The sequence below is a fragment of the Pseudanabaena sp. FACHB-1998 genome (assembly GCF_014696355.1).
Lineage (GTDB): Bacteria > Cyanobacteriota > Cyanobacteriia > Pseudanabaenales > Pseudanabaenaceae > Pseudanabaena.
Genome location: NZ_JACJQA010000019.1, coordinates 56713 through 81961, shown reverse-complemented (window position 1 = coordinate 81961; position 25249 = coordinate 56713). Strand labels below are relative to the sequence as shown.

Annotated in this window: 23 protein-coding genes; 8 read left to right on the top strand and 15 right to left on the bottom strand. The window is 43.8% G+C overall.

What is annotated here, in order from left to right; translation table 11 throughout:
* The first annotated feature begins 335 nt into the window (after positions 1 to 335).
* Positions 336 to 1181 carry an inositol monophosphatase family protein gene (locus H6F42_RS07625; RefSeq protein WP_190398754.1) on the top strand — a complete coding sequence of 282 codons (846 nt, stop codon included), beginning with the start codon at positions 336 to 338 and terminating at the stop codon, positions 1179 to 1181.
* An 85-nt stretch (positions 1182 to 1266) separates the two neighbouring features.
* Here the strand turns inward: H6F42_RS07625 and H6F42_RS07620 are convergent, their stop codons facing one another.
* On the bottom strand, positions 1267 to 2295 hold the full coding sequence (locus H6F42_RS07620) for a M14 family metallopeptidase (protein ID WP_190398753.1): 1029 nt from the start codon (positions 2293 to 2295) through the stop codon (positions 1267 to 1269).
* A 203-nt stretch (positions 2296 to 2498) separates the two neighbouring features.
* Positions 2499 to 2744: a photosystem I iron-sulfur center protein PsaC gene (gene psaC, locus H6F42_RS07615; protein WP_190398752.1), complete on the bottom strand. Its 246-nt coding sequence runs from the start codon at positions 2742 to 2744 to the stop codon at positions 2499 to 2501.
* A gap of 595 nt (positions 2745 to 3339) precedes the next feature.
* Between psaC and H6F42_RS07610 the strand changes: the two genes are divergently transcribed.
* The gene (locus H6F42_RS07610; RefSeq protein WP_190398751.1) at positions 3340 to 3513 is read left to right on the top strand and encodes a hypothetical protein; all 174 of its coding nucleotides are present in this window, start codon (positions 3340 to 3342) and stop codon (positions 3511 to 3513) included.
* A gap of 112 nt (positions 3514 to 3625) precedes the next feature.
* Here H6F42_RS07610 and H6F42_RS07605 read toward each other — a convergent pair whose 3' ends face one another.
* The 6 genes from H6F42_RS07605 to H6F42_RS07580 all read right to left on the bottom strand — a co-directional run bounded on the left by H6F42_RS07605 (position 3626) and on the right by H6F42_RS07580 (position 7858).
* Positions 3626 to 4312 carry an HAD family hydrolase gene (locus tag H6F42_RS07605; protein WP_190398750.1) on the bottom strand — a complete coding sequence of 229 codons (687 nt, stop codon included), beginning with the start codon at positions 4310 to 4312 and terminating at the stop codon, positions 3626 to 3628.
* A gap of 86 nt (positions 4313 to 4398) precedes the next feature.
* Complete coding sequence (locus H6F42_RS07600; protein WP_190398749.1) at positions 4399 to 4671, bottom strand: hypothetical protein; 273 nt, start codon at positions 4669 to 4671, stop codon at positions 4399 to 4401.
* Positions 4664 to 4996, bottom strand: a complete 333-nt coding sequence (locus H6F42_RS07595) for a LuxR C-terminal-related transcriptional regulator (RefSeq protein ID WP_190398748.1) — start codon at positions 4994 to 4996, stop codon at positions 4664 to 4666. Before H6F42_RS07595 ends, H6F42_RS07600 begins: the two co-directional genes overlap by 8 nt.
* A gap of 142 nt (positions 4997 to 5138) precedes the next feature.
* The gene (locus tag H6F42_RS07590) at positions 5139 to 5765 is read right to left on the bottom strand and encodes a DUF2232 domain-containing protein (RefSeq protein ID WP_190398747.1); all 627 of its coding nucleotides are present in this window, start codon (positions 5763 to 5765) and stop codon (positions 5139 to 5141) included.
* Positions 5765 to 6613 carry a prolipoprotein diacylglyceryl transferase gene (gene lgt / locus H6F42_RS07585; protein ID WP_190398746.1) on the bottom strand — a complete coding sequence of 283 codons (849 nt, stop codon included), beginning with the start codon at positions 6611 to 6613 and terminating at the stop codon, positions 5765 to 5767. The genes H6F42_RS07590 and lgt overlap by 1 nt, the downstream gene beginning before the upstream one ends.
* A gap of 60 nt (positions 6614 to 6673) precedes the next feature.
* Positions 6674 to 7858 carry an aspartate aminotransferase gene (locus H6F42_RS07580; protein ID WP_190398745.1) on the bottom strand — a complete coding sequence of 395 codons (1185 nt, stop codon included), beginning with the start codon at positions 7856 to 7858 and terminating at the stop codon, positions 6674 to 6676.
* Positions 7859 to 8227: 369 nt separating this feature from the next.
* Here H6F42_RS07580 and H6F42_RS07575 point away from each other — a divergent pair, with 369 nt between their 5' ends.
* The gene (locus tag H6F42_RS07575) at positions 8228 to 9838 is read left to right on the top strand and encodes an NAD(P)H-quinone oxidoreductase subunit 4 (protein WP_190398744.1); all 1611 of its coding nucleotides are present in this window, start codon (positions 8228 to 8230) and stop codon (positions 9836 to 9838) included.
* Between the two features lie 105 nt (positions 9839 to 9943).
* Here H6F42_RS07575 and nadC read toward each other — a convergent pair whose 3' ends face one another.
* On the bottom strand, positions 9944 to 10795 hold the full coding sequence (gene nadC, locus H6F42_RS07570) for a carboxylating nicotinate-nucleotide diphosphorylase (RefSeq protein WP_190398743.1): 852 nt from the start codon (positions 10793 to 10795) through the stop codon (positions 9944 to 9946).
* A gap of 264 nt (positions 10796 to 11059) precedes the next feature.
* On the opposite strand from nadC, the gene H6F42_RS07565 reads away from it, so the two are divergent.
* Together H6F42_RS07565 and H6F42_RS07560 are read left to right on the top strand one after the other, a co-directional pair.
* The gene (locus tag H6F42_RS07565) at positions 11060 to 12418 is read left to right on the top strand and encodes a formylglycine-generating enzyme family protein (protein WP_190398742.1); all 1359 of its coding nucleotides are present in this window, start codon (positions 11060 to 11062) and stop codon (positions 12416 to 12418) included.
* Between the two features lie 87 nt (positions 12419 to 12505).
* Positions 12506 to 13261: a cytochrome c biogenesis protein CcdA gene (locus H6F42_RS07560; RefSeq protein WP_190398741.1), complete on the top strand. Its 756-nt coding sequence runs from the start codon at positions 12506 to 12508 to the stop codon at positions 13259 to 13261.
* A gap of 155 nt (positions 13262 to 13416) precedes the next feature.
* Here H6F42_RS07560 and H6F42_RS07555 read toward each other — a convergent pair whose 3' ends face one another.
* Positions 13417 to 13851, bottom strand: coding sequence for a gamma-glutamylcyclotransferase (locus H6F42_RS07555; RefSeq protein WP_190398765.1), 435 nt, complete (start codon positions 13849 to 13851; stop codon positions 13417 to 13419).
* A 257-nt stretch (positions 13852 to 14108) separates the two neighbouring features.
* On the opposite strand from H6F42_RS07555, the gene H6F42_RS07550 reads away from it, so the two are divergent.
* Positions 14109 to 16004: an AAA family ATPase gene (locus tag H6F42_RS07550; RefSeq protein ID WP_190398740.1), complete on the top strand. Its 1896-nt coding sequence runs from the start codon at positions 14109 to 14111 to the stop codon at positions 16002 to 16004.
* A gap of 137 nt (positions 16005 to 16141) precedes the next feature.
* Here the strand turns inward: H6F42_RS07550 and H6F42_RS07545 are convergent, their stop codons facing one another.
* From H6F42_RS07545 to H6F42_RS07530, 4 genes are all read right to left on the bottom strand, one after another.
* Entirely contained in the window at positions 16142 to 16435 is a 294-nt protein-coding gene (locus H6F42_RS07545) for a hypothetical protein (RefSeq protein WP_190398739.1), read from the bottom strand.
* Between the two features lie 197 nt (positions 16436 to 16632).
* On the bottom strand, positions 16633 to 17448 hold the full coding sequence (locus tag H6F42_RS07540) for a hypothetical protein (RefSeq protein WP_190398738.1): 816 nt from the start codon (positions 17446 to 17448) through the stop codon (positions 16633 to 16635).
* Between the two features lie 71 nt (positions 17449 to 17519).
* A complete protein-coding gene (locus H6F42_RS07535) occupies positions 17520 to 18236 on the bottom strand; it encodes a DUF3386 domain-containing protein (protein ID WP_190398737.1) in 717 nt (238 codons plus the stop codon).
* Positions 18237 to 18472: 236 nt separating this feature from the next.
* Complete coding sequence (locus H6F42_RS07530) at positions 18473 to 20191, bottom strand: DUF3352 domain-containing protein (RefSeq protein ID WP_242018362.1); 1719 nt, start codon at positions 20189 to 20191, stop codon at positions 18473 to 18475.
* A 411-nt stretch (positions 20192 to 20602) separates the two neighbouring features.
* Between H6F42_RS07530 and H6F42_RS07525 the strand changes: the two genes are divergently transcribed.
* Both H6F42_RS07525 and H6F42_RS07520 read left to right on the top strand, forming a co-directional pair.
* Positions 20603 to 21847: a response regulator gene (locus H6F42_RS07525; protein WP_190398736.1), complete on the top strand. Its 1245-nt coding sequence runs from the start codon at positions 20603 to 20605 to the stop codon at positions 21845 to 21847.
* A gap of 111 nt (positions 21848 to 21958) precedes the next feature.
* Positions 21959 to 23305, top strand: coding sequence for a plasmid pRiA4b ORF-3 family protein (locus H6F42_RS07520; protein WP_190398735.1), 1347 nt, complete (start codon positions 21959 to 21961; stop codon positions 23303 to 23305).
* 47 nt (positions 23306 to 23352) lie between these two features.
* Here H6F42_RS07520 and H6F42_RS07515 read toward each other — a convergent pair whose 3' ends face one another.
* Entirely contained in the window at positions 23353 to 25143 is a 1791-nt protein-coding gene (locus tag H6F42_RS07515; protein ID WP_190398763.1) for a proline--tRNA ligase, read from the bottom strand.
* Positions 25144 to 25249: the final 106 nt, after the last annotated feature.

Sequence of the window (25249 nt, the reverse complement as noted above, 5' to 3'; positions counted from 1 at the left end):
CTATCAGCAGGATTTGCCATAATTCATCTCGCCTTCCTTTTGCCTTGCGCGGATCTGGTATCTCTTTGAGATAATCAACTAGACTATTACTCATTTTCTGGCTTATTTAACTTTATTGGATTAAATTATTACAAAATACCTCTACGTCTGTCACTAGCCTTTTTCTGGTTCCTCCTAACCTTTCTTGAAATAACCCTGCCTCAAAAAGTCGGTAGTGCTGAATAGGTAAGCGGCGCTTACCTATTTAAAGGTCTCAATGGGAGAAAAAATGAGAAAATAAAATTAGCATATTCAATCTTTTTCTACTTATTCCGCATTAATTTCCATAACAAATTATGAATAATTCGCTAGCTTCCGTTAGTAAAGAGCAACTGCAAACTTTTTTAGATATTGCTACTGAGGCAGCTTGTGCGGGTGGTGCTGTACTAAAGTCCTATTGGGGAAACTTACAAGAAATAGAAGAGAAACGCCCAGGAGATTTAGTAACGATCGCTGATAAAGAATCAGAAGCTGCCGTGCTGTCAATCTTGCAGCGTCATTTCCCCGATCATGGAATTTTAGCGGAGGAATCAGGGATTTTAGGAAACCCTGAGAGCCTCTTCTTATGGGCAATTGATCCCCTTGATGGAACTACAAATTTTGCTCATCAATATCCTTTCTCTTCCGTATCGATCGCCTTATTAATTGATGGAATTCCTTCTGTTGGGGCAGTTTATGATCCTTTTAGAGATGAAATATTTCGTGGAGCTACAGGATTAGGAGCAACTCGTAATCGCTTACCAATCCATGTTTCTCAAACCACGGAACTGAGTCGTAGTTTGCTAGTCACAGGATTTGCCTACGATCGCACCCTTGTTGAAGATAATAATTATGCAGAGTTTTGTCATTTTACTCACATTACTCAGGGTGTGAGACGGGGTGGCTCGGCAGCGATGGATCTCGCCTATGTAGCCTGTGGACGTTTGGATGGCTATTGGGAGCGAGGTTTATCGCTGTGGGATTTGGCGGCTGGGGTGGTAATTGTGCGTGAAGCAGGAGGAATTGTGACAGCTTACGATGGTGGAGAATTTATTCCTCGATCTGGAAGATTACTTGCTACTAATAGTCATTTGCATGGGGCAATGATTGAAGAATTAGCACTTATTAAGCCTTTACCCTTTAAGTTTCCTTTTGGGCGATAAATGCTTTTAGATGTTGCGGCTTCGCCGCAACATCTAAAAGAACATAGACATAGCGATGCGAAGTATGACTATGTCTATGCGGAGTCTATGCGGGAATTTCTAATCGTTCCATTAAATAGCAAAGGCAATCTTGGCGGATGATGTCAATGTCAAGAGTGAGCATTGATGGCATTACTGGAGAATTGATCAGAATCTCTCCATTCTTAATTTGGAAGTAGCGATCGCTTTTTTCTGTTCCATCTTCACTAATAGCCAACAAATAAGCTCTATCCTTCTTAACCTTTCCAAAGCCTGTACCAGTGGGCAATTCACAGAAATTTAAATAATCCATTTCTGCTGGGAAAGTAATGTCATTGTTGAGATCATCTTGAAAGCTAAATTGCAGATTCTCAGGAACCTTGACGATCGCTACCGTATGAAACAAATCAATATCCGAAATAAATTTATCGGGCAAGCTATCAAAACTATCTAAATTCAAACAAGTTTCCACATATTCTAAAGCATGAGCAGTTCCATCGGGCAGATCGGGCTGTCCACATTCCACAACGATCGCTGGACAAAATTCACCGAAAGCATAGGACTGCACTGTTTTAGGACTTGTGTAATGCACCACGATTTTGCCAAATAATCTTGCGAGCTTGCGAGAATCTTGATCTAAGCGCGTAATGCATCCATAGTGAGGATTTCGCCCCGTATTGTTGTGAATATCGATACTGGCAAATACCCCCCGTGATCGCATTTCTGTAATTACCTGTTGTGCCATGATTTGTTCGGGCAATGGCTCAGGATTGTCTCCAATCTGCCAAATGCGATTGTAGTCAGGCTGATGAGCTAAATGTCTTTGCCGATGCCTTGCTGCCTCAATATTGCCGATAAAGAGTGATAGCGATCGCGGTAATTTTTTATAAGCCTTAGGAGCGTAATATTTGCGAAGTAGCTCCCTTATTGCTAACCAACTTGTGGTTTCATTGCCATGTAACAAAATTGAAACAAATAATGGTGGTTGGCGATCGCCTTCAAGATGAATTAAGGTGGGGCGTGGAAGTATTTTAAAAATCTCATTAGATTCCAGATCTAATAAACCGTCGGGCAGGCGATCGAAAATATCAAGCATGGCAAAGTGTATAGAAAACGCAAACTAAATATTATTACCCCAAAGATGAATGGCGGCGCTTCGCGCCGCCATTCATCTTTGGGATTTTATAGCGCTTTGCGCTCAAAACAATTAAGGAGTGTCAATTGACACTCCTTAATTTAAATGCAGGATAAAAATAATTGCACTTAATGAGAAATAAACAGGTTTTTAACCAACTAGGATTAGTAGGTAAGACCCATGCTACGAGAGGTTTCAGCACCCAAGTAGACGCGGACGCTTAGGAAGTCAGTGGGGCAAGCAGTTTCGCAACGTTTGCAACCAATGCAGTCCTCGGTACGGGGAGAAGAAGCGATTTGAGCCGCTTTGCATCCATCCCAAGGAACCATTTCCAAAACATCACAAGGGCAGGCACGCACGCATTGAGTGCAGCCGATACAAGTGTCATAAATTTTGACTGTATGCGACATTTTTGCTATTGCTCCAATCAATATATGTACCTATTTAGGCACGGGATGTTTAAAACCAAGTTTATCGTAGTGGTTTACATTCAATGCTTAGTTTGTGAAATAACTTAAAACAAATTAATATTTAGCGCCGAAACGAAGTTTAGAAGCAATATGGAGATAATGACTTCGTGGTCAAATAAAAAACCATATTTTTGAGGGTGCGGCTTTGCCGCACCCTCAGAAATTTAAAGGACTCTTGATTGCTTACTGCCTTCCCAGTCAAGAATTAGCGTTGCGGTGCGAAGCACCGCAACGCTAATTCTTGTGTTTTAACAAGAATGGCAACAACTATGATTCGGGAGGCGATTACCAGCAAATATTTAAGTATACCCATTTGCTTATAGTCATCATAAGGAATACTTTTAAGAAATTTTAAGAAAATATTTCTTTGGGTATATCTCCAAAAAATGTTTGTCGTGATACAGTTTTCACTATAAACCTAAAGTATTGTTACGTTGTGTTGACACGGTGACTAATATCTACTTGTCAGAAACTTAACTACGTTAGTTAGTGTCATTTGTGTAGTGTCATAGTTTGAGCATTAAAAGAGGTTCTTATGAGTGATTTACCTGTCGAGAAGCAGTTTACCCATACAGTGTTTTGCCAACAAATCCAAAACATTGATCTAGATGCAGCTAAGCAACTTCTTACTGAGTTGCATATGCTCTATTTAGGGCAGCAAGCTCTGATGGTTAAAATAGCTAAACAAGATTTTATAGGGGGCATGTAAGCTGAAATACGTTAGTCGCAAAAATAAGGAGTGCATTGCGCTCCTTATTTTTTAGCCACAGCCCACAATGCCTATGCCATTTTGGGCTTTGAAATAACGTAAGTGGCGATCGCTATGGTTGGAGAATAGTCTCAATGGACTCAATGAGATTGGCGACGATTAAGTTTGGTTTGTATTTTTCTAGTTGGGTTTGATTGCGGATGCCACTGAGGACAGCAATCACTGGGACTTGGTGGCTCTGGGCGGCGAGAATATCGGCTTCGGTGTCACCTATCATCCATTGAGCATCTACGCTTGGCAAACTAGCTTGAGCCTGTTGCATTAACTTGGGCTTATCTTGCGTGTCAACGGTTTTGACATAATTATCATCTAAGCAAAAGATGCGATCGCCACGGAAAAAGCGTCTTAAATTATATTTGTCTAACACAGGCTCTAATTCGCGTCGCCGCCGCATGGTCATCACTGCGAGGTCTATGCCCAAGGATTGGGCTTTTTCGAGGGCTGGTATGGCGCTTTCGATGAGGCGATCATAGTCAAAATAGGGATTTGTATGGACGGTGGCGCGACGGAGGTGAGCAAAGGCGATCGCCTGCTGATCGTCCTCAAATCCTGAGAGATGAGCAATTTCTTTCTCAGGTACTTGCGATCGCTTTAATTCCCAAAACTCGGATTTATCTAGGGTTTTGACTATCTGTTCGGGTAAACGAATTTTATCAAGGCAATGTAAATAAACTTGGTAATAGCGATCGGATACGTCCATAATTGGACCATCAAAGTCCGTAAATATGCGCTTTTTCATAGATTTTTATGGCGATCATAATAACAATAAAAAACAAGATAGATTTTCCAAGCAAAGCCGCGAAAATCTATCTTGTTTTTTGCATCTTATGGTAAATCAGATGTCCAACTCCCATAATGATTCAAAATATTCTTGATTAACATTTGAGAATGACTAGGAATGCTACTGGGATAGCTTAACCATAGTCCGCCAATCTGACTGCCTAAGTAGCTAAATTCAGTGCTTTCATTCCAAAATAATTCGGCATTAACATCTGCAATTTGTTCGAGGTGTGAGGCTAACTCTCGATACATAGCTAAAGCAATATCGGGAGAATAGGTAATCCTGAAGCGATTAACTGTTATTTCTCCGCTAGGCACTTTCTAGTTCCTGCTGCAGCTCTTTGGTAGCTAATCCGTTTTCATTGACTGAAGTGCCGATAAGGCAGCAATTTACTTCATCAATGCATACTTTTCCCCACTGTAAAGCCCAGCGTACTAAAGCTACACGATTATCAGTTTGAGTTTTAGTCAAAATGTTGCTGATGTGATTATCAACAGTTCGCTTGCTGATGGCAAGCTTAACAGCGATATCTTGATTGGTTAAGCCCGCAGCCACTAATTCAATCACTTGAAGTTCTCGCTCAGACAGGGCAATTGATGTATTTGTCAATGTGGTTGGATTTAATTCGGCAGGATTGGTCATGATATCGAGGGTAAATTGCGCCAATGTTTCAGGATTTTACTCATTTTGGCGATTAAATAATGAGTATAAATTCTTATCTGAGATTGTGTCAATTAATTAAGATTCTTTGAGTTTGTGTGAAAACTAGATTAAGGAAAAGTTTTTATGCCAATAAAGACTCTATCCACTTTGGTGGTGAAGGAATGGGATTGCCGAGGCGATCGAGGACAATCCAAGCAACTAGATGTACTAGGATTTGATAAGCGAGGTTGCTAAAAATGATCGCTCCGATCGCAAAGGTTTGGATGGCGGCAAAATCTGGTTGTTCTAAGGAACCAAAAAGTTGCATTAGCCAATTTAATAGCCCCGTAATCTGGACGATGGAATAAGTCCAGACATTTTCGCCTAAAAGGAGTGACAAGAAAGCAAATTGAAAAGCTGTACCTAAAGAGCCAATCATGGTGGCGATGCTTAGGGAGCCTGACCAAGGAAAGTCCCGTTTCCATAAATATCCCAAGGTCACTCCGACTAAGCCGTGAGGAACAATATACTGAATGCTCCGCGTTGGCCCCATCAGGATTGCGAGTAACAGGGCGGTAACGACCATTGCCATCCATGAGGCTCGACCATTCCAGCGCAGATAGGCTAAAGCCGTGGGTAAGGGAAATAGCATTCTTAACAGGGGACCAAGGGGAAAATAATAGTTAATCAGAAATAACATGGCGGTGGTGCTGGCTAGGAAAGCTGTTTCCACCATTTCACGAGGGTTATGCTGCGGCGCTTGAGACATTAGTTTTCGGTGGGCAATTCTATGGGGGCGGTATCGGGAAAGCGGCGACGCAAACCATAGAGCCAAATCAAGCCAAAGATACCTGCGGCGATCGCTCCTAAGCTGATCATCTGTGCGGTACGGAGTGAGCCAACCATTAAGCTATCGGTGCGTAATCCTTCGATCCAAAATCTGCCTAAGCTGTAGGCGATCGCATAGATCATGGTGATAGTGCCTGTTCTCAGCTTAGGAAATCGCAAAAATGTAAACATCAAAATACTAAATACGCCTAGATTCCAGAGAGACTCGTAGAGGAAGGTGGGATGAAAATATGCCTCATTGATCAATTCGGGTGGGCGGCGATTGATGGGAATAAATAGCTTCCAAGGTAAATCTGTGGGAGCGCCAAAGGCTTCGGAATTAAAGAAATTGCCCCAACGCCCGATCGCTTGTCCGAGAATCACTGCGGGCATCACGATATCTGCCATGAGCCATGTGGAAATTTTTTGGCGTTTACAAAAGATGGTAGCCGCGATCGCGCCACCAATAATTGCGCCATGAATGGCAATCCCACCTTCCCATATGGCAAATACTTTATACCAAGGCTGAGCTTGAAAGCGTTGCCATTCAAAGAGGACATAGTAAAAACGAGCGCAAGGAATTGCTCCCACTACGAGCCAGATTGCCAAATCACCCACGAGTTCGGGGTCAACATTGCGCTTTTCGGCAAGCTTTTGCGCCAAAATTGTCCCCAAAATAATTGCTGAGGCAATCAATAAACCATACCAACGAATTGTTAGGGGACCAATTTCAAAGGCGATCGGACCTGGGGAAGTAAATTCCAAAGCAAGCGGCAGCAAATTAATCACTTTTTCCTTTTCCTTTTTCCTTTTTCCGTAATAAAAGACGGCGCGTTGCGCCGTCTTTTATTAGTTGTTGTAACGAATTCCAGCTTGTTTGAGGCGACTTAGGGCTTCGCCAAGGCGATCGCAATCGGCGATTAAACTGATTCTGACATAGCCTTCGCCACCTTTGCCAAAGGCACTCCCCGGGGTAAATACTACGCCCGTGCTTTCTAGTACTTTGAGGGCAAAGTCAGCGGAGGTCATACCTGTAGGCACAGGAATCCAGAGATACATGGTGGCAAAGGTCTTAGGAATATCCCAACCTAATTCTCCTAGCCCTGCGATTAGGAAATCACGACGCTCTTTGTAGCGATCGCATACGGCTTCCAGATATTTGTCGGGAAGTTGCAAAGCCGTCTCCGCCGCCACTTGAATTGCCGAAAAAATGCCGTAGTCGAGATTGGTTTTGAGGGTGCGTAAGCCCTGAATAATGTGCCGATTGCCGACCACAAAGCCCACGCGCCAGCCTGCCATATTATAGGTTTTGGAGAGAGTATGAAACTCTACGCCCACATCTTTGCCGCCTTCGATTTCTAATAAACTCGTTGGGGTATAGCCATCAAAGGCAAGCTCGGCGTAGCAAAGATCATGCACTAGCATAATCTCGTATTTCTTGGCAAAGGCAACTACTTCTTCAAAAAATTCGCGTGGGGCGATCGCGCCTGTAGGATTGGCGGGATAGTTGAAATACATAACCTTCGCCCTTTGAGCCACCTCTTCAGGGATGGCTGATAGGTCAATTAACCAATCATTTTCAGGACTAAGGATCATTTCATAAATTTCGCCACCTGCAAGCAATGGTCCCCGAAAATGGGCGGGATAGGCGGGACTAGGCACAAGAACTAAATCCCCTGGATCGATATAGGCTATCGCCAAATGACCCAGCCCTTCCTTAGAACCAATCAGGGGTAAGGCTTCCCCCTCGGAGTCAAGCTGCACGTTATAACGCCGTTTATACCAATCGGTGATCGCCCGCCGAAAACTAGCAGTACCTTCAAAGGGTGGATAGCCATGATTTTTGGGATTTTGCAAAGCGGCGATCGCTGCTTCGATCACGGGTTCGGGGGTGGGACCATCGGGATTACCCATCCCCAGATCGATCAAATCTAGACCTTGCTCTTTCGCTCGTAGCTTCAACTCATCTAGGCGGGCAAAAACGTATGGAGGGAGTTTTCCTAGTCGCTGAGCAGGTTTGAGCCAAGTCTTCATTTGTGTTTTGAGAGCGTATAAGGTGAATGTTGAGATTTAATGTCGCTTAACGATAATAAATCTAATGGTTTTGTTATGGAAATTCGATCTTAATAGAAATTGTCTCGCGATCGCACTTGCCATGAATATATCTACTGCAATCGCAAAAAAAAGTCATAGCCCTAAAACATAGATAGTCTTCAATGATATCTATTATCATGATGACAATTTATAGATGAATATTAATCCAAATCCTAAGAAATAAGACTGGGTATAGGGTTGCATCTATTAGGATGATTTGGATATTGTTAACTTTTATGTCAAAAGACTTAACACAAGTTTACAAAACCTTCCTACAATGTACTTAGCGAGTAAGTAATTATCCTCACCATGTCTGTTGCAGAATTTCCTTGGCTTACAACAATTCTCCTGTTTCCCCTAGTCGCCGCCTTCGCGATTCCCTTTATTCCTGATAAGTACGGCAAGACAGTGCGATCGTATGCCGTAGCCGTTAGTTTTATAGAACTATCTTTAATGGTTTATGGCTTTTGGAGTCAATACAACCTGCATGAATCAGCATTCCAGATGACCGAAACCTACCCTTGGATTCCCAGCCTTGGTTTAAATTGGGCTTTGGCTGTGGATGGGTTGTCCATGCCACTTATTTTATTGACAGGTTTAATTACCACACTGGCGATTTTTGCTAGCTGGAACGTTACCGAAAAGCCTAGACTCTTTTATTTCTTGATGCTCTGTTTATATACCGCTCAAATTGGCGTATTTGCGGCCCAGGATTTATTACTGTTCTTCTTTATGTGGGAATTAGAGTTAGTTCCTGTCTATCTACTGATTTCGATTTGGGGTGGTGCTAAGCGTCTTTATGCCGCTACTAAATTTATTTTGTATACGGCTCTTGGTTCGATCTTCATTCTCGTCGCTGGTTTAGCCATGGCTTTTTATGGCGATACTACCACCTTCAATATGGCGGAATTGGGAATGAAGCAATATCCGATCGCCTTTGAGTTATTAGCCTATGCTGGTTTCTTGATTGCCTTTGGGGTGAAGCTGCCGATTTTTCCCTTGCATACATGGTTGCCCGATGCTCACGGGGAAGCTTCTGCACCTGTATCAATGGTATTAGCAGGCGTATTGCTGAAAATGGGGGGCTACGCTTTAATCCGTTTCAATATTGAAATGCTGCCTAATGCTCATGTTTACTTTGCGCCTCTCCTAGCAATTTTGGGCGTGGTGGGAATTGTTTACGGTGCGATCGCCGCCTTTGCCCAACAAAATCTGAAGCGCCGTCTTGCCTATTCTTCGCTTTCGCACATGGGTTTCATTTTGGTGGGACTTGCTTCCTTTAACGACCTTGGTGTAAGTGGGGCAGTTTTACAGATGCTATCTCATGGCTTGATTGCAGGTGCATTATTCTTCCTTGCGGGAGTCACCTACGATCGCACTCATACTTTAATGATGGATGAAATGGGCGGTCTTGCGAAAATCATGCCCAAGGCTTTTGCATTGATGACGGCTTCGGCAATGGCTTCTCTCGCATTGCCCGGGATGAGTGGATTTGTAAGCGAATTGAAGATTTTCCTCGGTATTACGAGCAGTGATGTCTATGCTTCCAATTTTAAGATTGTGATGATTTTCCTCGCCGCAGTCGGTGTAATTATTACTCCTATCTATCTGCTTTCGACCCTACGTCAAGTCTTCTATGGCAAGACAAATCCCAATTTGCTTCTTGATAAATATATTAGTGATGCTAAGCCTCGCGAAGTATTTGTTGCCGCTTGCCTACTAGTTCCGATTGTGGCGATCGGTTTGTATCCCAAGTTGGCGACTCAAACCTATGATGTTAAAACTGTGGCGGTAACCGAACAGGCTCGCGATGCCTTTAGTTTAGTTGCTCAGTCTAATCCTCATCTTTACTCATCAGGTTTTATTGCTCCCCAACTTCCCCAAACAATTCCTCCATCTCTATTAGGAATTGTGGAATAGCCTAGATCGAAATTCTGCAAATAAAAAAGAGCGCAAAGCGCTCTTTTTTTTCATTTGATTTGCACAAACTCCTCAAAAAGATTGCTTAGCAATCTTTTTGGGGAGTTATTTGATTCGCATACTGATGTCTAGCCAAGGCGATCGCGTCACCATTGCCGAAGTAGAAATATAATCCATTCCCAGTTCCGCAACTTGGGCAATCGTCTCAAGAGTAATATTTCCTGAAGCTTCGATTTTCGTATGGGGACTATGCTGGCGAATAATCGCGATCGCATCACGCATCATCGATAGGGGCATATTATCCAGCATAATCACATCTAGATTTAGCTGCACCGCTTCCCTAACTTGAGCGATCGATTCCGTTTCTACTTCAATCGAAGTTGTAAAAGGAATATTTTCTCGCACTCTCTGCACTGCTTCCTTAATTCCTCCTGCGGCTGCAATATGATTATCCTTGAGCATCACCGCATCATCTAGCCCATAGCGATGATTGATAGCTCCACCAATAAAAGTGGCATATTTTTCCATAATTCGCATTCCCGGAATCGTCTTACGCGTATCGACTAAACGAGTTTTTGTATGGGCGATCGCTTTAACATATTCGGCAGTTGTACTGGCTATTCCCGATAGACGCATGACGAGATTGAGCGCCACTCTTTCGCCCATGAGTAATGTGGCGAGGCTACCGTTAATTTTGGCTATCAGATCGCCAGTTTTGACGGGTTTGCCATCCTGCGCGATCGCCACAAAACTCACATCAGCATCTAACAATCGAAAAACTCTAGCGGCGATCGCTAAACCTGCGATGACACCATCCGCTTTAGCAATCCATACAGCCTGACCAATAGGCGCATTGCCACCTGGAAATAAACCACTAGTAGAGCGATCACCACGCCCAATATCTTCACGTAACCAGTCTTGAAGGATCGGATCTAAAACTATAAAGGGAGGAAGCATTATGTTGGTTTTGGGGTTATGGAAAAATCCTAAATTCCTGCTTTTACAAAAATTTGTTCTGAAGTAATTGCGAGATTAGGAAATAGTACATCAGTAACAACACTAGTCATATTCGCTTCTCCGAATCAATATTTTAATTTACGGATTTTTAAAAAATTACACTCTTGACTAATTCTAAAGGTATTTCTAGAAATTCTACAATTTAATCTTCAGCGCGATCTCCGATCTTATGAAATGTATTAAGGGAAGAGATACAATTTTAGTATGGAGTTAGATCGCATTCTGAGCAATCGTTATCGCATTCAGCGAAGTCTTGATAATGAAGATTTTGATGTCATCTCTTTGGTGATTTATCTTGCTGAAAATCTAGAAATTCCTGCAATTGTGAAGCCGCTTTGTGTGATTTATTGCTGGCATGTTGTGGAACTTGGGGATACTGGAAAGGAATGTGAGCATAAATTTGATCATGAAGCGATCGCAACTAAGCTGTATGAAATTGGACAGAATTATACGCTTGCACCCAAGGTAAGGGCTTTTTTTAAGGAAGAGAACTATTATTGGTTAGTGCGCGACTATGTAGAAGGTTATGCGTATTTAGAAGAGTTTCGCCAAGAATTTAGTCGATTTGTGGATGTTGTTGATAAAGAGAAGACCAGAGAAAAATCGTCTAAGGCTTTAGAGGTGTCAACAGTTAAAGCATTGTCGATCGCTCAATCTTTGGTGCAAGTAGCCAAAATTCCCATCACGCTAAATAGGCGACAACTATTAATAAATGCAGGATCAGCGATCGCGGGATTTTCCTTGGCGATCGCCTTAGACCGACTCAAACCTCAGCCCCAACCTATCGTTATTGTAGAAGCTCCGAAGATTCCCGAACCGCCACGCGATCCGATTAAGCGAGGCGAAAAAGCTTTTCGAGATGAATTGGGAAATGGAATTGTGATCGAAATGGTGCGGATTCCATCGGGGAAATTTATGCTGGGTTCGCCAGTTAATGAATTGGGAAGAAGAGATAATGAATCACCTTTGGTGGAAGTGCAGGTCAGGGCTTTTTATATGGCGAAGTTTGCGGTCACTCAGGAGCAGTGGTTTGCCATCATGGGGAGCAATTCCGCCAATTTTCGAGAGAGTTTGCAAGCGCCAATGGAAAATATATCTTGGCTAGAGGCTCAGGATTTTTGCCAAAAGTTAGCCGCGCGATCGCCCCATGCTCATGCTTACCGTTTACCCAGTGAAGCTGAATGGGAATATGCCTGTCGTGCGGGTACGAATACGACCTATCATTTTGGCGACAGTCCAGCGCAGCTTAGTGATTATGCGTGGTTTGTGGACAATGCTAACAAGCGATCGCAACCCGTTGGGCAGAAAGTTCCCAATCCTTGGGGACTCTACGAAATGCATGGCGGCGTTTGGGAATGGTGTGAGGATGTTTGGCACGATAATTTTAATAGTGCGCCTGCGGATGGTACGCCTTGGCTTGAAGGTAATTCAGGGCGGCGAGTACGCAAGGGTGGTTCATGGAGTAATGAGGCGAGGCTTTGTCGTTCTGCAAGTCGTGAATGGCATTGGCAAAGTGATCGTTACAAAGATATCGGTTTTCGGGTGGTAATTGCGGCAAACTAAGTGCTCAGTGCTCAGAAGTGTCATAGTTCCAGTAGTAATTTAGGATCAAAGCGCAGCCCTTGCACTGTAGTAGTATCATCAATATTTATGATCCACATTCTTGATGCTTTTTATACTTTTGGGCGATCGCTTGCCTATGGGTTTTACCAACTCGAACAAGGGGTTAATACTTTGGTGTTAACCCAACTGAACCATGCCTCATGGACAACCGTTGGCGTAGTCTTTTTGGCAGGATTAGCGACTAGTCTGACTCCATGCACCTTGTCCATGTTGCCCCTCACCATTGGCTATATTGGGGGCTACGAAGCCAAAAGCACATGGAAAGCGGCAGGACAATCGGCTTGGTTCTGCTTAGGCTTTGCGATCGCCTTGACGGGTTTCGGGCTGGCGGCGGCGCTGCTGGGCAAAATCTATGGACAAACCGCTTGGGGTTGGACGGTAGTGATGGGAATTCTCGCGATCGTCATGGGCTTGCAACTATTGGAAGTAATTTCTTTGCGAATGCCCAGTTTGGGAAATTGGGAAATATCTCAAAATTTACCGCAAGGACTGCGTTCAGTTTTAATTGGTCTATCCTTTGGATTTGTGGCTTCCCCTTGTAGTACGCCTGTGTTAGTTACGCTTTTAGCTTGGGTTTCAGGCTCAGGAAATTTACTGATTGGTACGGAATTTTTGCTAGCTTACGCGATCGGTTCGGTCTTACCTCTGGCGATCGCAGGGACATTTACAGGACTCATCAAGCAGTTTTTAGAAATCCGTCGCTGGTCAAGTTGGCTCAATTGGGTGAGTGGGGTGATCTTGATTGGTTTTGGCACAATTTCCATTTTGAGTAAAGTTACTTAAAATTTCTGTACTGAAGTGCTTGTGCAAAATAAATTGCCCAAGCCCGTAAAGTTGCGTCCCTTCGGGACGCAACTTTACGGGCTTGGGTTTGTAATTAATTATGCCTACTTCCTTCCCACTCAAGAAATAGCTAGGCGTGGCGAAGCCGCGCCTAGCTATTTCTTGAGTGGGAAAGGTTTAGATACAGCAACCCATAGACCATTTTCCAGATAAATTCCGCCAAACTTAGAGACTTGCTCTAGGGTCATCAAATATGTCCATGCCCAACCCAGAGAAATTCTTTCCAAATCAAATATCTCAATGCGTTGGCGTGTATATAAATTTTCCGAAAAATGGCGATCGCTTTGATAATCTTCTAATTCATCAAGGGACTCGAAAATGTGATCGTCCTCAAAAGAGAATAAATAACCCTGCACCTCCCGATCGCCTTGAATCATCGCAGGATAGCCCATCGGCAGCGCAAATAACTTACCATAGGCGATCGCTGGTTGCTGCGTGAGAATTTTGCCCTCGCAATATTTCGCATAATTGGCTTCGTTAGGCTTGAGCGTGCCATAGACAAAGACTTGACAGGAATCTGTGCTTTCCATAGATATTAAGCCCACCCTAATCTGAGTTTGAAGGTTTTTATGCTGATGCGATCGCCTCTCAATCGGCGTTAACATAGTGAATATGTAAGAAATATGCAATTTAAGAAAACCCCAATTTTTAGCAGCGCAGCAAAGCCGCACTTCTAAAAATTAGTTTCTTACTGTGTAGCGTATCTCTAAGCATAAATTTAAACCATAGAATCTGGTGCGGGTCACCAGATTCTATGGTGGGGTTATTTTTAAAAGGAACTAGATCGATGAGTAATGAACAGGATAATTTTAAGGATAAATTTGCTTTTAAAGTAGAAGGCTTGGAATCCTTAGTGGATGACGTTAAACAATTACTTAACCTCGATCAACTCATCGATCTCGCTCAAAAATTAGACGAAAAGCAAAAATCTGGGGAAATTCGCACACAGGTAAATGTCACTTCGCGCCCCCTGTCCAGTATTCCCCGTCGTGGCAATATTCCTAAATCTTCCGTCACGACTGCTACAGGTAGCGATCGCGAAGTTAGCTCTCCCGAAGTCACCAAACCGCAAAAGCCGAATATTTCTAACGAGTCAAATACCACACCCGTAGAGATCGCCGAATTGGTGGGCGGCTTAGGCGATACCCTCGCCCAATTGCGAGATCTGGTGGAAATCCCTCTCAAACGTCCCGATGTCTTAGTGCAATTAGGACTCGAACCACCTAAAGGCGTTCTCCTCGTGGGCCCCCCCGGTACAGGCAAAACCCTCACAGCGCGATCGCTTGCTAATGTCTTGGGCGTAAATTACATCGCGATCGTTGGGCCTGAAATCATTAGTAAATACTACGGCGAAGCCGAAACTCGGCTTAGACAGGTATTTGAGAAAGCTGCCAAATCTTCTCCCTGTTTGATTTTCATCGATGAGATCGATGCCCTCGTTCCCAATCGCGCCAATGTGGAAGGAGAAGTGGAAAAGCGGCTAGTGGCGCAGTTACTCGGCTTAATGGATGGATTTGCAGAAACGAAAGGAGTCATTGTCCTTGCGGCTACAAATCGACCTGATGCGATCGATCCCGCCCTGCGCCGCCCCGGAAGATTTGATCGCGAAATCATCTTTCCCATTCCCGATCGCAAAGCCCGTCGCGAAATTCTCGGCATCCATACGCGATCGATGCCGTTAACTGCCGATGTCGATTTAGAGGAAATCGCCGATCGCGCCTATGGCTATGTGGGAGCTGATATTAAAGGGCTATGCCAAGTCGCCGCCACCAATGCTCTCAAGCGTCAAGTGGCAAGCGTTGCCGATATTCCCGAAAATCTCGATATTAATCGCGAAGATTTTGAAATCGCGCTCAAGCAAGTGCAACCAGCCGTTCTGCGATCGCTCCAGATCCAAGTTCCCAAAGTGAATTGGTCAGAAATCGGTGGACTCAGCAAGGTTAAACAAACTCTCCAAGAAGCCGTAGCAGGAGCATTAATCGATCCTGCCCTCTATGCCCATACTCGCGCTAAGGCGGCAAGGGGAGTGCTGCTCTATGGCTCCCCCGGAACAGGTAAAACCTTGCTAGCCAAAGCGATCGCCACCCAAGCTCAAGCTAATTTTATTGCCGTTGCTGGGTCAGAACTGCTCACTAAATGGGTGGGCGCATCGGAGCAATCAATTCGCCAGTTATTTGCTCAGGCGAGACAAGCGGCTCCCTGTGTGATTTTCATTGATGAAATCGATACCCTTGCCCCTGCGAGAGGCAGCTATCAAGGTGATAGCGGCGTAAGCGATCGCGTGATTGGTCAGCTCTTAACCGAGCTAGATGGCTTGCAGTCGGCGGAAGGGCTGTTAGTAATTGGCGCAACTAATCGCCGCGATTTTATCGATCCCGCCTTACTGCGATCGGGTCGCATTGAGCTACACATGATGGTGGATTTGCCCGATCGCGATAGCCGCAGTTCGATCTTGGCTGTCCATAATCGCGATCGCCCCCTTGACGAAAATCTAAATTTAGAAATTTGGGCGGAACGCACTGACAATTGGAATGGAGCCGATCTCGCTTTTTTAAGCAATCGCGCCGCCATCTTTGCCATCCGTCGTCACCAACGCGAAGCTTCTAATCTACTCGAAAATTTACGAATTACGAATGAAGATTTTGAACAAGCTTTTACAGAACTTCTCGAACAGCGTCAATGAAATCTAATTAATTGATTGGTTGCTCTCGTAAACTTTTTAGAAGATGGCGATCGTCACAGATTTCCAACTCTCAATAAAATCATCTTCGACCGAATTTTTTTGGTCAGGATATTTCACGCGCTTACCCCCCCTTTTTCTTAATACTCAAATACCCAGATCGCCCACCCTTTGGCAATTACTGTAATCACATAAGCCGCCGAAAGACGATTGGTTAATTTTTCGACTTCTGCCCAACTAGAACTAGTCCGAAACAAACTATAGGTGAATCCATTATATTTAATTGCCGCGATGGGCTTATCCGATTCCTCAACCTTAATGTGATGGTAAGTAATTTGAGCAGGTAAAATCACAAAATTAGATGTTTTCCCTCCCAATTTTAAGAACTCATCTTCACCATCTGAGTTGCCATATTTACTTTTATCGTCTTGCATGGAAATAGAGTTTATTCACAATTACTCTTTTACTCTACCCCATAAGCTTCTAATTTATTAGGACTAATCAAAACCCAAGAAGCGAGTTGCGGCGCGAAGCGCCGCAACTCGCTTCTGGTTGTGTGTGCTAACAAGAATGACAGCAGCTATAAAATCCAAAAAGGAAGGCGGCACTTTGCTCCTCCTTCCTTTTTGGATTAATTACTAAATTCCTGTAATTCCTGCATGGCTTTCTGCACATCGATTGCTATTTGCAAAGTGGTATCAAAAACTCGACCATATTCCTTAGCCCGATCGCTTATTTGCAAAGCCTCAAAAGCATTGAGATCAATATCAAAGCGATCGGGATGAAAATCAGGATTTTCTCGCAAAATGCGCTCAGTTTTCATTGCCCTAACAATATCATTACGGGTCATGCGTAAAGCTGCGATCGCTGATTCCCTAGATTCTAATTTAATCGGATTACCCGCATCTTGTAGCTGATCGAAGATATCAATATCACCGATCGCTCTATTACATTTATCCACTTCCTTAAATAAACGCCAGATAATTGGAGGAATTACTTTTTTTTGTTGAGAGTTTTTGGAAACCTTCCAAGTCTGCATAATCCATTTAGCGAGAAAAAAAGTCACGCCTCCACAGGCGATCGCTAAGGATAAGCAAAGTACAATCACTCCCAAAGTTGTTCCTATCAACACCAAAAGTGAATACACTGCCGAGCCAATTGCCACGCAAAAAAATAACACCGCTACTTCTGCAAATTCGATCGCAAAGCTCAAAGTCCCCAAGGTCAAGCTAATTAGAAAAACAATACCTGTAATGCGTAAAGTCGGCAAAAAGATACTCGCAATGGTAATAAAAGCGATCGCCGCACTCGCGATCGAAATCAATTTTTGAACTTTAGTTTGTCTCGGAGATAACTGTGTTGACTCTAAAATTTTCTGGCGATCAAAACCAGTTAATTCTAATAGTTCTGCTTCAGAAATTAACAACCGTTCAAGATCGGCTTTCATAATTCATTAGTTCAACAGTATGAAGAGAGAGTTACGGCGCTAAGAGCCATAACTCTCTTTCGCATTTTAAATTAATTCAACAGTTGAATATCAGTAAAGACAATTTCGTAGTTTTTGGTCTTACCTTGCTCGTTAGAACTCACGATTTGCTTGGTCATTACATAGTAATTTCCTAGCTTTTCGTAGACATCCTCAAAGCGAGCCTGACGCACAATCTCATCATTCATCGGATTACGAAACACGGCTGTATAAAGAGAGGAAAGATAACCCTCGCCTGTATCCAAATGTCCGAGGTGATTAATCACAAACCCAATACGACCCATTACACGGCTAACCATCGAGATCTCGTTACCACGAACTTTGTAGTTTGATCCCATCGAGTCACCCGTTACCAAGATTTCTACGGCTCCCGATTCGTCGGTAGCGCCGAGATTAAAGCTAGACTTACCATGCGCCTCTTCAAAGGTCTTCCGCTTGCGATGGGTGACCACATCGCGCAGTTGGTTATAGAGCCATTCTTGTCCCTCATCCACAGAAACAGTTTTTTCTTCACCACTGGGAGTGCGGCTTGTGCGTTCGACTAATTGTGGCTCATCCATGCTCACTTCCACCGAGAGATCTGCATTAATGCGAGCTTTGCCAGTTCTGGCTACGCCATTGATCGCCACTGACACATTAGCGGTCAAACCTGAGAAATTGCTATCCCATGTATAACGATTTTCGTAGGCAGCTTGAAATAAGTCACGGGCATTAGTATCAGATTTAGTGTCGGGTGCTGCTGTAACCATGATTGTTAAAGATATTAAAAATAGCTATGAGTATGCGGTAAGTAACTAGGCACAATTAAATATAAAACCCTAAAACCTATGGTGCAAGCTGCGCGTGCGCCACAGGTTTTGTTTTTTTATTATGCCTAGCTACTTATATTTTCTATTTTACTTGCTAATCCTCAAAAGCGAATGATGGCGCAAGGCTTATGATTTTTGATGGCACGGCGGAGCCGTGCCATCAAAAACTTAGATGTTTAATTTCCGGGGGTGGGTTTAAGGGTAAATAGGAAATCTAGGCGCGTAGTTTTGGCATCAACATTAGTTGATGTCACCGCAAGCCCATTAATTGCATCCAGCACTGCTCGCACTTCGGTATAGCTAGGATTGGATTTAACTTCAGGAGGCAATAGGCGATCGGCTAAGGTGAGCGCCGTAGTCATATTGAGATAAAAATAACCACCATTTGCCTTGGGAATACCTGTAGTCAAAATTTGAAATGGGCTACTTTCGGGGAGATTACGGGCTGGTTTTGGTACAAAGGTATCGGCAAGATCGCCCATCGACCAGAACACAAAGTTATTGTCGAGACTGCCACGAGTAGCCACATTGGTATTCCCGATCGCCCAAGTAATTACCGACTTATCTCCAATTTGCTTGGGCTTGAGTTCGACACCCTTCGGTAAAACCCCGCCCGAAGCCGATTGAGCCGCCTTGTCAATCTTATCAAGGGCGCTCTGAGCCGCCCCCTGATTGCTGGCTTGGGCGATCGCCACAAAGCCAAAGCCGGGATTTGCCAAGATGCCTTGATTATTAGGAACTGCGGCGATCGCAAATTCCCCGTTCATCCACTTGAGAATATCTTGATCGAGATCTAACTTTGTACTGTCTTTGACAGCCTTACGAATTTGATCGATTAATTGCGCTGAGCTAGCATTTCCCTTAGCTTGAGCTACTAAAGATTGCCAAGATTGATAGAGGTTTACGCCCGAAACTAGCAAAAAAGTTTCCTGTGGCAATAGCCCCAGCACCTTCGCTTCATTATTAGCGATGGGATTCGTATTGTCATTTTTGAGATAGGTATTAATCTCAAAGCGTAAACCCTCCTTTTGCGTGCCACCTGTGAGGGTCATTGCATCTAGCTCGCGTCTGGACTGCGCGATCGCCGATTCATTTAAATTTAACTTCGCCTGTGAGCCAATAAATTCGAGAGCTACATCCCCATCAAGGTAGACCTGTAATAGCGGATCAGCAATTTTAGTTTGGTTAGCTGAGCCATAGATTTTGGCAAAGATGGGCTTTTTGGCGAGGGAGGAATTGCTGCCCTTGTAGGTGTCGATCGCCTGCTGAATCAATGTCGAAGTAGTCGCGATCGCCACATACTGTCCGCCAATATCCGCCGTAACCACACTGTTATTGGGATCGCGAGTAGGGGATTCGTAGTAGGTAACTTCTTTGTATTGCTTAGCCGTAAATCTTGCGCCTTGCTGAGTCAAGGCTTCGCGATATTTCGCCAAAAAAGCATCGGATTTGCTGCGATCGCGGGTGGGGGCAATTACCAAAGTCGCGTCAGGGGCTTGGGGCTGAGCTGTATTCGGCACTAGGGCGGTTATTACATAACCCTCTAGCCAAGGCTGGACATCACGACTATATTCAGTCTTACTTTGTACTAATAAAGAATTCAAGGGTGACTTAGCGATCCCCTCACCAATCAGCTTTTGGGAGGCAGGAGTCCCAAACTGCACCAATTTATTCCAAGGCTCAGATTTGGTATTAAAAGCCATGACGACCTGCGCCTCTTGGGGAATGGCTGCCGCCGCACCTAAAATTCCTTTAATAGCTTGCGATCGCTGAGCAAAATAGAAATAAGCTCCACCCGCACCCGTAGCGATTACTGCTGCCCCAATGCCTATGTACATCAGCAAAGCTGATTGTTTCTTTTGAGCAGATTTACTAGTTCTAGATGACTTCGACATGGGTATGGAATAGACCTAAAAAGTTGCAAGAAATCAAAATACGAAGAGTGTAAGAGCGCCAAGTCTCCATCAAGATACTACAGAATTGTGTAGGTTATATCAAATCCGATCCTGCCCGAATCATGTTCAACTCGTGTTCAACTAAGTAGCTACTCTCTTCTCACGCAATAATTCAGTGGTGTGGGTGCGCTACAGGTTTTAGTACTACTTACGGAATTTAATTTTGTCTTGATACAAGCAATAGCAGCCATATATCATGACAATTGCTATATATTCATTATATTGACTGTAATGAATAATCTTTAATCTCTAACAGCCTCTAAAAGCTGAATTTTTAGTGATTTCAACCGATTCCTCAGGCAAGTTAAATTTACTAATCCTTCAAGCTAGAAAAACTAATTTCTAAGACGCATGGATACAGACAACCTAGCCGTTTATAGCCTTGTCGAACAATTGCGCGGTTACGGTCGTAAGCAGTTCACGGGGAAGTTAGAGCTTCATGGGGTCAAAGATTATAAATGGAGCATTTACTATTGTCATGGCAGACTAGTGTGGGCTTCGGGGGGAGCGCATCACCATCGTCGGTGGCGGCGTTTGTTAGCCCAGCATAAAGTGCAAGTAGACCTTAGCAAAATTTCTCTCCGCACCACTGAAGAAATAAGGCTGTGGGATTATCATGTGTTAGTAATTTTGATGAAGCGGATGGTTTTATCTCGCGAACAAACCGCCCCAATCATCGAAAGCTTTGTGCATGAAGTCTTATTCGATATCATCCAATATGCAGCTAATGAAAGGATTACTTACTATTGTGATTTTGAAGAAGAAATTACTCCTGTAATTTCCCTCATGCATGCAGAAAGTGTAATCAATCGCGCCCAACAGGAATGGTGGACTTGGCGAAAAACAGGCATAGCAGACTTCTCACCCAATTTATCGCCTTGGATCAAGCGTCCCGAACAACTCAAAGAAGAAGCCTCGGAACTTACCTATAAAACTCTCATTACTATCCTTGATGGTAGGCGATCGCTTCGGGAACTATCCACATGGATGAAGAAGGATTTACATACCCTCGTTCAATCGCTGATGGTATATTATCATCGAGGATTAGTGGGGCTAGCGGAAGTTGCTGATATTCAATCACCAGTATCATCAATGTTAGTTGATCGTGATTTTTACGAAAAATCCAATCAACTAAAAAAAGAGAAGTCAATCGATCCGCCTATTCTGCCTGCATTAATGCATCCCCTGATAGCCTGTATTGATGATAGCAATCAGGTCTGCGCGACAATCGAAAATATTGTTAAGGATTTTGGATTTGGTTTTTTAGGGATTCGTGATTCTATCAAGGTACTACCATTATTGGTCGAACATCAACCTGATTTGATTATCCTCGACTTAGTGATGCCTATTGTCGGAGGGTACGAACTATGTACCCAAATACGCCGTATTCCCGAATTTAAAGATACACCAATCCTAATCTTGACCAGTAATGATACTTTAATCGATCGCATTAGAGCTAAGTTTGTGGGAGCCACTTCTTTTATCTCTAAAACCTCGGACAATGAAAATATCGGTTCCCAAATCAAACGCCATTTGCTGGCTATATCTGACCTCGACAAACATGAAATAATGAGTAATCCTGAATCAATATCTTAGAATAAGTAGCTAGGCGAAATTAAATATAAAACCCAAACCTGTGGCGCACGCGCAGCGTGCGCCACAGGTTTGGGGGCTGGGTTTTTAATAGATAGATACAAGGTAAACCAAATGTATATATATCAACACCTATCAACTGAATCTAAGCAAAAAAAAGTAAGCCTAGACCTGAAAGCGATCGAACTTCTTACCAAGAATCAATTTATCCCCCGTCAAGTTAGTCAAATAGTCCAAGATTTTGAGGTGCTGGTGGATTATGTGCTGAGAAATAAAGTGGAAGTCAGTGCTAGTCAAAATGCGATCGCCCCTAAATATCTCAAGGAAATTAATAGCCTGCTGAGCAAGCCTATTAGCATTGACCTTCAGCGTCCTAGCCAAAAGTCCTATCCCTATATTCACGGACTCTATTTACTCCTGCGTGGTTCGGAAATGGGGAAGATTCAAGCAGAGAAGAAGCCGATTTTACAAATTGATCAGTCAGTTCTCAATTCATGGCAGACCTTAAACGATACTGAGAAATATTTCAATTTACTCGCGACATGGATGTTTTATGCCGATGAGAATATTATGGGCGATCACCGAGGGGGCGTAAATGAGTGGTGGTATGTTTTCAATAGTTGGAATGACTTGCCCAAGGAAGGGCTTAAAATCAAGGAACCTTATCAAAATGAAAGTTGGATCAGTCGAAACAAGCTCCATAATGTGGCTCTGTTGGGTTTATTTGGATTCGTCATTCTAAAAGATAAACAACCTCTAGCGGGGAAAGGTTGGTGCTTGGAGAGTGTAAAAGCTTTACCCTTTGGCAATGCGATGATGAATATTCTAGGTGCTACCGATTGGATCAAAGCGATGCTGCAAGCATTAGACGGAGACGATGATCGTGATTTTGAGCAAGAGACATCAATGGGTGTGGATGTGGTTTCTCAAGATTTAACACCTACAGAGATTTTGCAAGAAGAGATTCAAGCTTTAGAGTTATTTCCTGAGTGGCAAAATAATTTGCAAACATTTGTGGTTGAAGCCCAAGACGGAACCTTTATTTTTAAGGTGTCTCTGAAAATCCAAGTAATGAAAGGCGATCGGATTTCTACAGAAACCGTATGGCGAAAAATTGCGATTCCTTCCAATTTAACGCTCTATGATTTTAGTTCGGCAATTCTGGACGCTTTTAATTTTGCCAACGATCATTTACATCAATTTGTCTATAAAGACCGCAAGGGTTTTCAAAAAACCGTCTGCCATCCCTATGCTCAAGAGTCACCTTTTACCGATACAGTTCTGTTAAAAAACTGGCAAATTACTAAAGGCGATCGCCTGACCTATGTGTTTGATTTTGGCGACTGGTGGGAGTTTGACGTGGTATTAGAAAGTATTGAAGAACCTAATCCTAAGCTCAAAAAAGCGAAGGTCGTCGAGACAAAAGGTAAAGCTCCAAAGCAATATGGTGATTATGACTAATCGAAGAAGCGCTCAACGCTTCTTCGATTAGTTTCGATTAGTTTTGGTTATCGGAGTTCGTTTTGTAAGTATTCCACGACGGATTCGATCGCTACGAGAGTTGCGACCTTAGTAGCGCGATTGACAACTTCGACCTTGCCTTCGGCGATCGCCTTGCCCGTCACGACGCGGTAAGGAATACCGACAAGATCGGCATCTTTAAACTTTACGCCCGCCCGTTCATCGCGATCATCTAGCAGCACTTCCACACCTGCGGCATTGAGAGCCGTGTAGAGACGTTCGCCCACATCCATTTGCTTAGCGTCGCCAATATTAGGAACCGTGACAATCACATGGTAAGGCGCGATCGCCTTATTCCAGATGATGCCATCTTTATCGTAGGACTGTTCCACGGCAGCTTGGGCAAGGCGCGACACACCCAAACCATAGCAACCCATCACTAGAGGTTGTTCTTCACCCTGCTCATTGGTGAAGGTCGCTTTCATCGCTTTGGAATATTTCGTTCCCAATTGAAAAATGTGACCAACTTCGATGCCTCTTGCAGTTTCAAGGATTTGCGAAGGATCGTGTACGGCGCGATCGCCTGCCTTTGCTTTATCCAGATTTACGACCGTAGGTAAGGCGAAATCTTTACCCCAATTCGCACCGACTACATGGTAATCAGCCTCATTTGCTCCCGTAACGAAGTTCTGTAAATCGGCAACCGTGCGATCGGCAAGGCGAAGGAACTTAGGAGCGAAGCCTTTGATATTATCAATATAGGAGTTATCTAAATCAGGAGCAATAAATCCAACGGGAAGTTGGGAATGCGCCCATTTTTGTTGGGATTCAGCATCAGCAATTTGGAGATTAATCACGGCTTTGCCGCCATAGCTATCGGCTAGTTTGACTAACTCATTTTGCAACTTCACTTCATTAACATCGCGATCGCCACGAATGCTCACTAAAGCCAAAACCGTCATGCCATTGTCATAAATGACTTGATAGAGAACCTGTTTCACAACTTGAGTGGGGTCGCATTTCAACATCTTGCAAACCGTCTCAATGGTTTTTGTTTTGGGGGTATGGACTTTCTCAAATTTATCAAAACTAGAAGGAACTAGATCAGGTGGGAGAGAGACTGCTTTCTCCACATTGGCGGCGTATTTGCCATCTTCCGTAAAGAGAATATCATCTTCACCCGCTTCCGCTAGCACCATAAATTCCTGTGAGCCAGAGCCACCGATCGCGCCCGAGTCAGCCTCAACCGCACGGAACTTTAAGCCGCAGCGATCGAACATTTTCCGATAAGCGCGATCCATTTCATAGTAAGTTTCCTTCAGACTAGCTTCATTCTCATGAAAAGAATAGCCATCTTTCATAATGAATTCGCGCCCACGCATTAAGCCAAATCGAGGACGAATTTCATCGCGAAACTTGGTTTGAATTTGATAGAGATGCTGCGGTAATTGACGATAGGAGCGGATCGTATCTCTAGCGATCGCCGTAATTACTTCCTCATGGGTGGGACCCAGACCAACTTCGCGATTAGCGCGATCGGTGAGGGCAAACATGATTCCTTCCGCCTTGGTGTAGGTATCCCAACGCCCTGATTCTTGCCATAGCTCCGCAGGTTGTAGTTGAGTTAAGAGACATTCCTGTGCGCCAGTTTCGTCCATCTCTTCACGCACGATCGCCGAAATCTTTTGCAAGACGCGCCACATAAGCGGCAAGTATACATACAAGCCTGAACCAACGCGCCTGATGTAGCCTGCACGGAGTAAGAGTTTATGACTTGTGAGTTCTGCTTCGGCGGGATCTTCTCTTAGAGTGACCCAGAGCATTTGAGATAGACGCATAGTTCTGAGATGTTCGCTTATATTCGCTTTGATGATCATACAGCAAGTTGATATGGCGATCGCCATATCAATGCTTACCCTCACAAATATAACTATTGCCAAAAGC

What these genes read in the sequence shown, in the direction of transcription:
- H6F42_RS07625 (WP_190398754.1), top strand. Translation starts at nt 336, where the DNA reads ATGAATAATTCGCTAGCTTCCGTTAGTAAAGAGCAACTGCAAACTTTT.
- H6F42_RS07620 (WP_190398753.1), bottom strand. Translation starts at nt 2,295, where the DNA reads ATGCTTGATATTTTCGATCGCCTGCCCGACGGTTTATTAGATCTGGAA.
- psaC (WP_190398752.1), bottom strand. Translation starts at nt 2,744, where the DNA reads ATGTCGCATACAGTCAAAATTTATGACACTTGTATCGGCTGCACTCAA.
- H6F42_RS07610 (WP_190398751.1), top strand. Translation starts at nt 3,340, where the DNA reads ATGAGTGATTTACCTGTCGAGAAGCAGTTTACCCATACAGTGTTTTGC.
- H6F42_RS07605 (WP_190398750.1), bottom strand. Translation starts at nt 4,312, where the DNA reads ATGAAAAAGCGCATATTTACGGACTTTGATGGTCCAATTATGGACGTA.
- H6F42_RS07595 (WP_190398748.1), bottom strand. Translation starts at nt 4,996, where the DNA reads ATGACCAATCCTGCCGAATTAAATCCAACCACATTGACAAATACATCA.
- H6F42_RS07590 (WP_190398747.1), bottom strand. Translation starts at nt 5,765, where the DNA reads ATGTCTCAAGCGCCGCAGCATAACCCTCGTGAAATGGTGGAAACAGCT.
- H6F42_RS07580 (WP_190398745.1), bottom strand. Translation starts at nt 7,858, where the DNA reads ATGAAGACTTGGCTCAAACCTGCTCAGCGACTAGGAAAACTCCCTCCA.
- H6F42_RS07575 (WP_190398744.1), top strand. Translation starts at nt 8,228, where the DNA reads ATGTCTGTTGCAGAATTTCCTTGGCTTACAACAATTCTCCTGTTTCCC.
- nadC (WP_190398743.1), bottom strand. Translation starts at nt 10,795, where the DNA reads ATGCTTCCTCCCTTTATAGTTTTAGATCCGATCCTTCAAGACTGGTTA.
- H6F42_RS07565 (WP_190398742.1), top strand. Translation starts at nt 11,060, where the DNA reads ATGGAGTTAGATCGCATTCTGAGCAATCGTTATCGCATTCAGCGAAGT.
- H6F42_RS07560 (WP_190398741.1), top strand. Translation starts at nt 12,506, where the DNA reads ATGATCCACATTCTTGATGCTTTTTATACTTTTGGGCGATCGCTTGCC.
- H6F42_RS07555 (WP_190398765.1), bottom strand. Translation starts at nt 13,851, where the DNA reads ATGGAAAGCACAGATTCCTGTCAAGTCTTTGTCTATGGCACGCTCAAG.
- H6F42_RS07550 (WP_190398740.1), top strand. Translation starts at nt 14,109, where the DNA reads ATGAGTAATGAACAGGATAATTTTAAGGATAAATTTGCTTTTAAAGTA.
- H6F42_RS07545 (WP_190398739.1), bottom strand. Translation starts at nt 16,435, where the DNA reads ATGCAAGACGATAAAAGTAAATATGGCAACTCAGATGGTGAAGATGAG.
- H6F42_RS07540 (WP_190398738.1), bottom strand. Translation starts at nt 17,448, where the DNA reads ATGAAAGCCGATCTTGAACGGTTGTTAATTTCTGAAGCAGAACTATTA.
- H6F42_RS07535 (WP_190398737.1), bottom strand. Translation starts at nt 18,236, where the DNA reads ATGGTTACAGCAGCACCCGACACTAAATCTGATACTAATGCCCGTGAC.
- H6F42_RS07530 (WP_242018362.1), bottom strand. Translation starts at nt 20,191, where the DNA reads ATGTCGAAGTCATCTAGAACTAGTAAATCTGCTCAAAAGAAACAATCA.
- H6F42_RS07525 (WP_190398736.1), top strand. Translation starts at nt 20,603, where the DNA reads ATGGATACAGACAACCTAGCCGTTTATAGCCTTGTCGAACAATTGCGC.
- H6F42_RS07520 (WP_190398735.1), top strand. Translation starts at nt 21,959, where the DNA reads ATGTATATATATCAACACCTATCAACTGAATCTAAGCAAAAAAAAGTA.
- H6F42_RS07515 (WP_190398763.1), bottom strand. Translation starts at nt 25,143, where the DNA reads ATGCGTCTATCTCAAATGCTCTGGGTCACTCTAAGAGAAGATCCCGCC.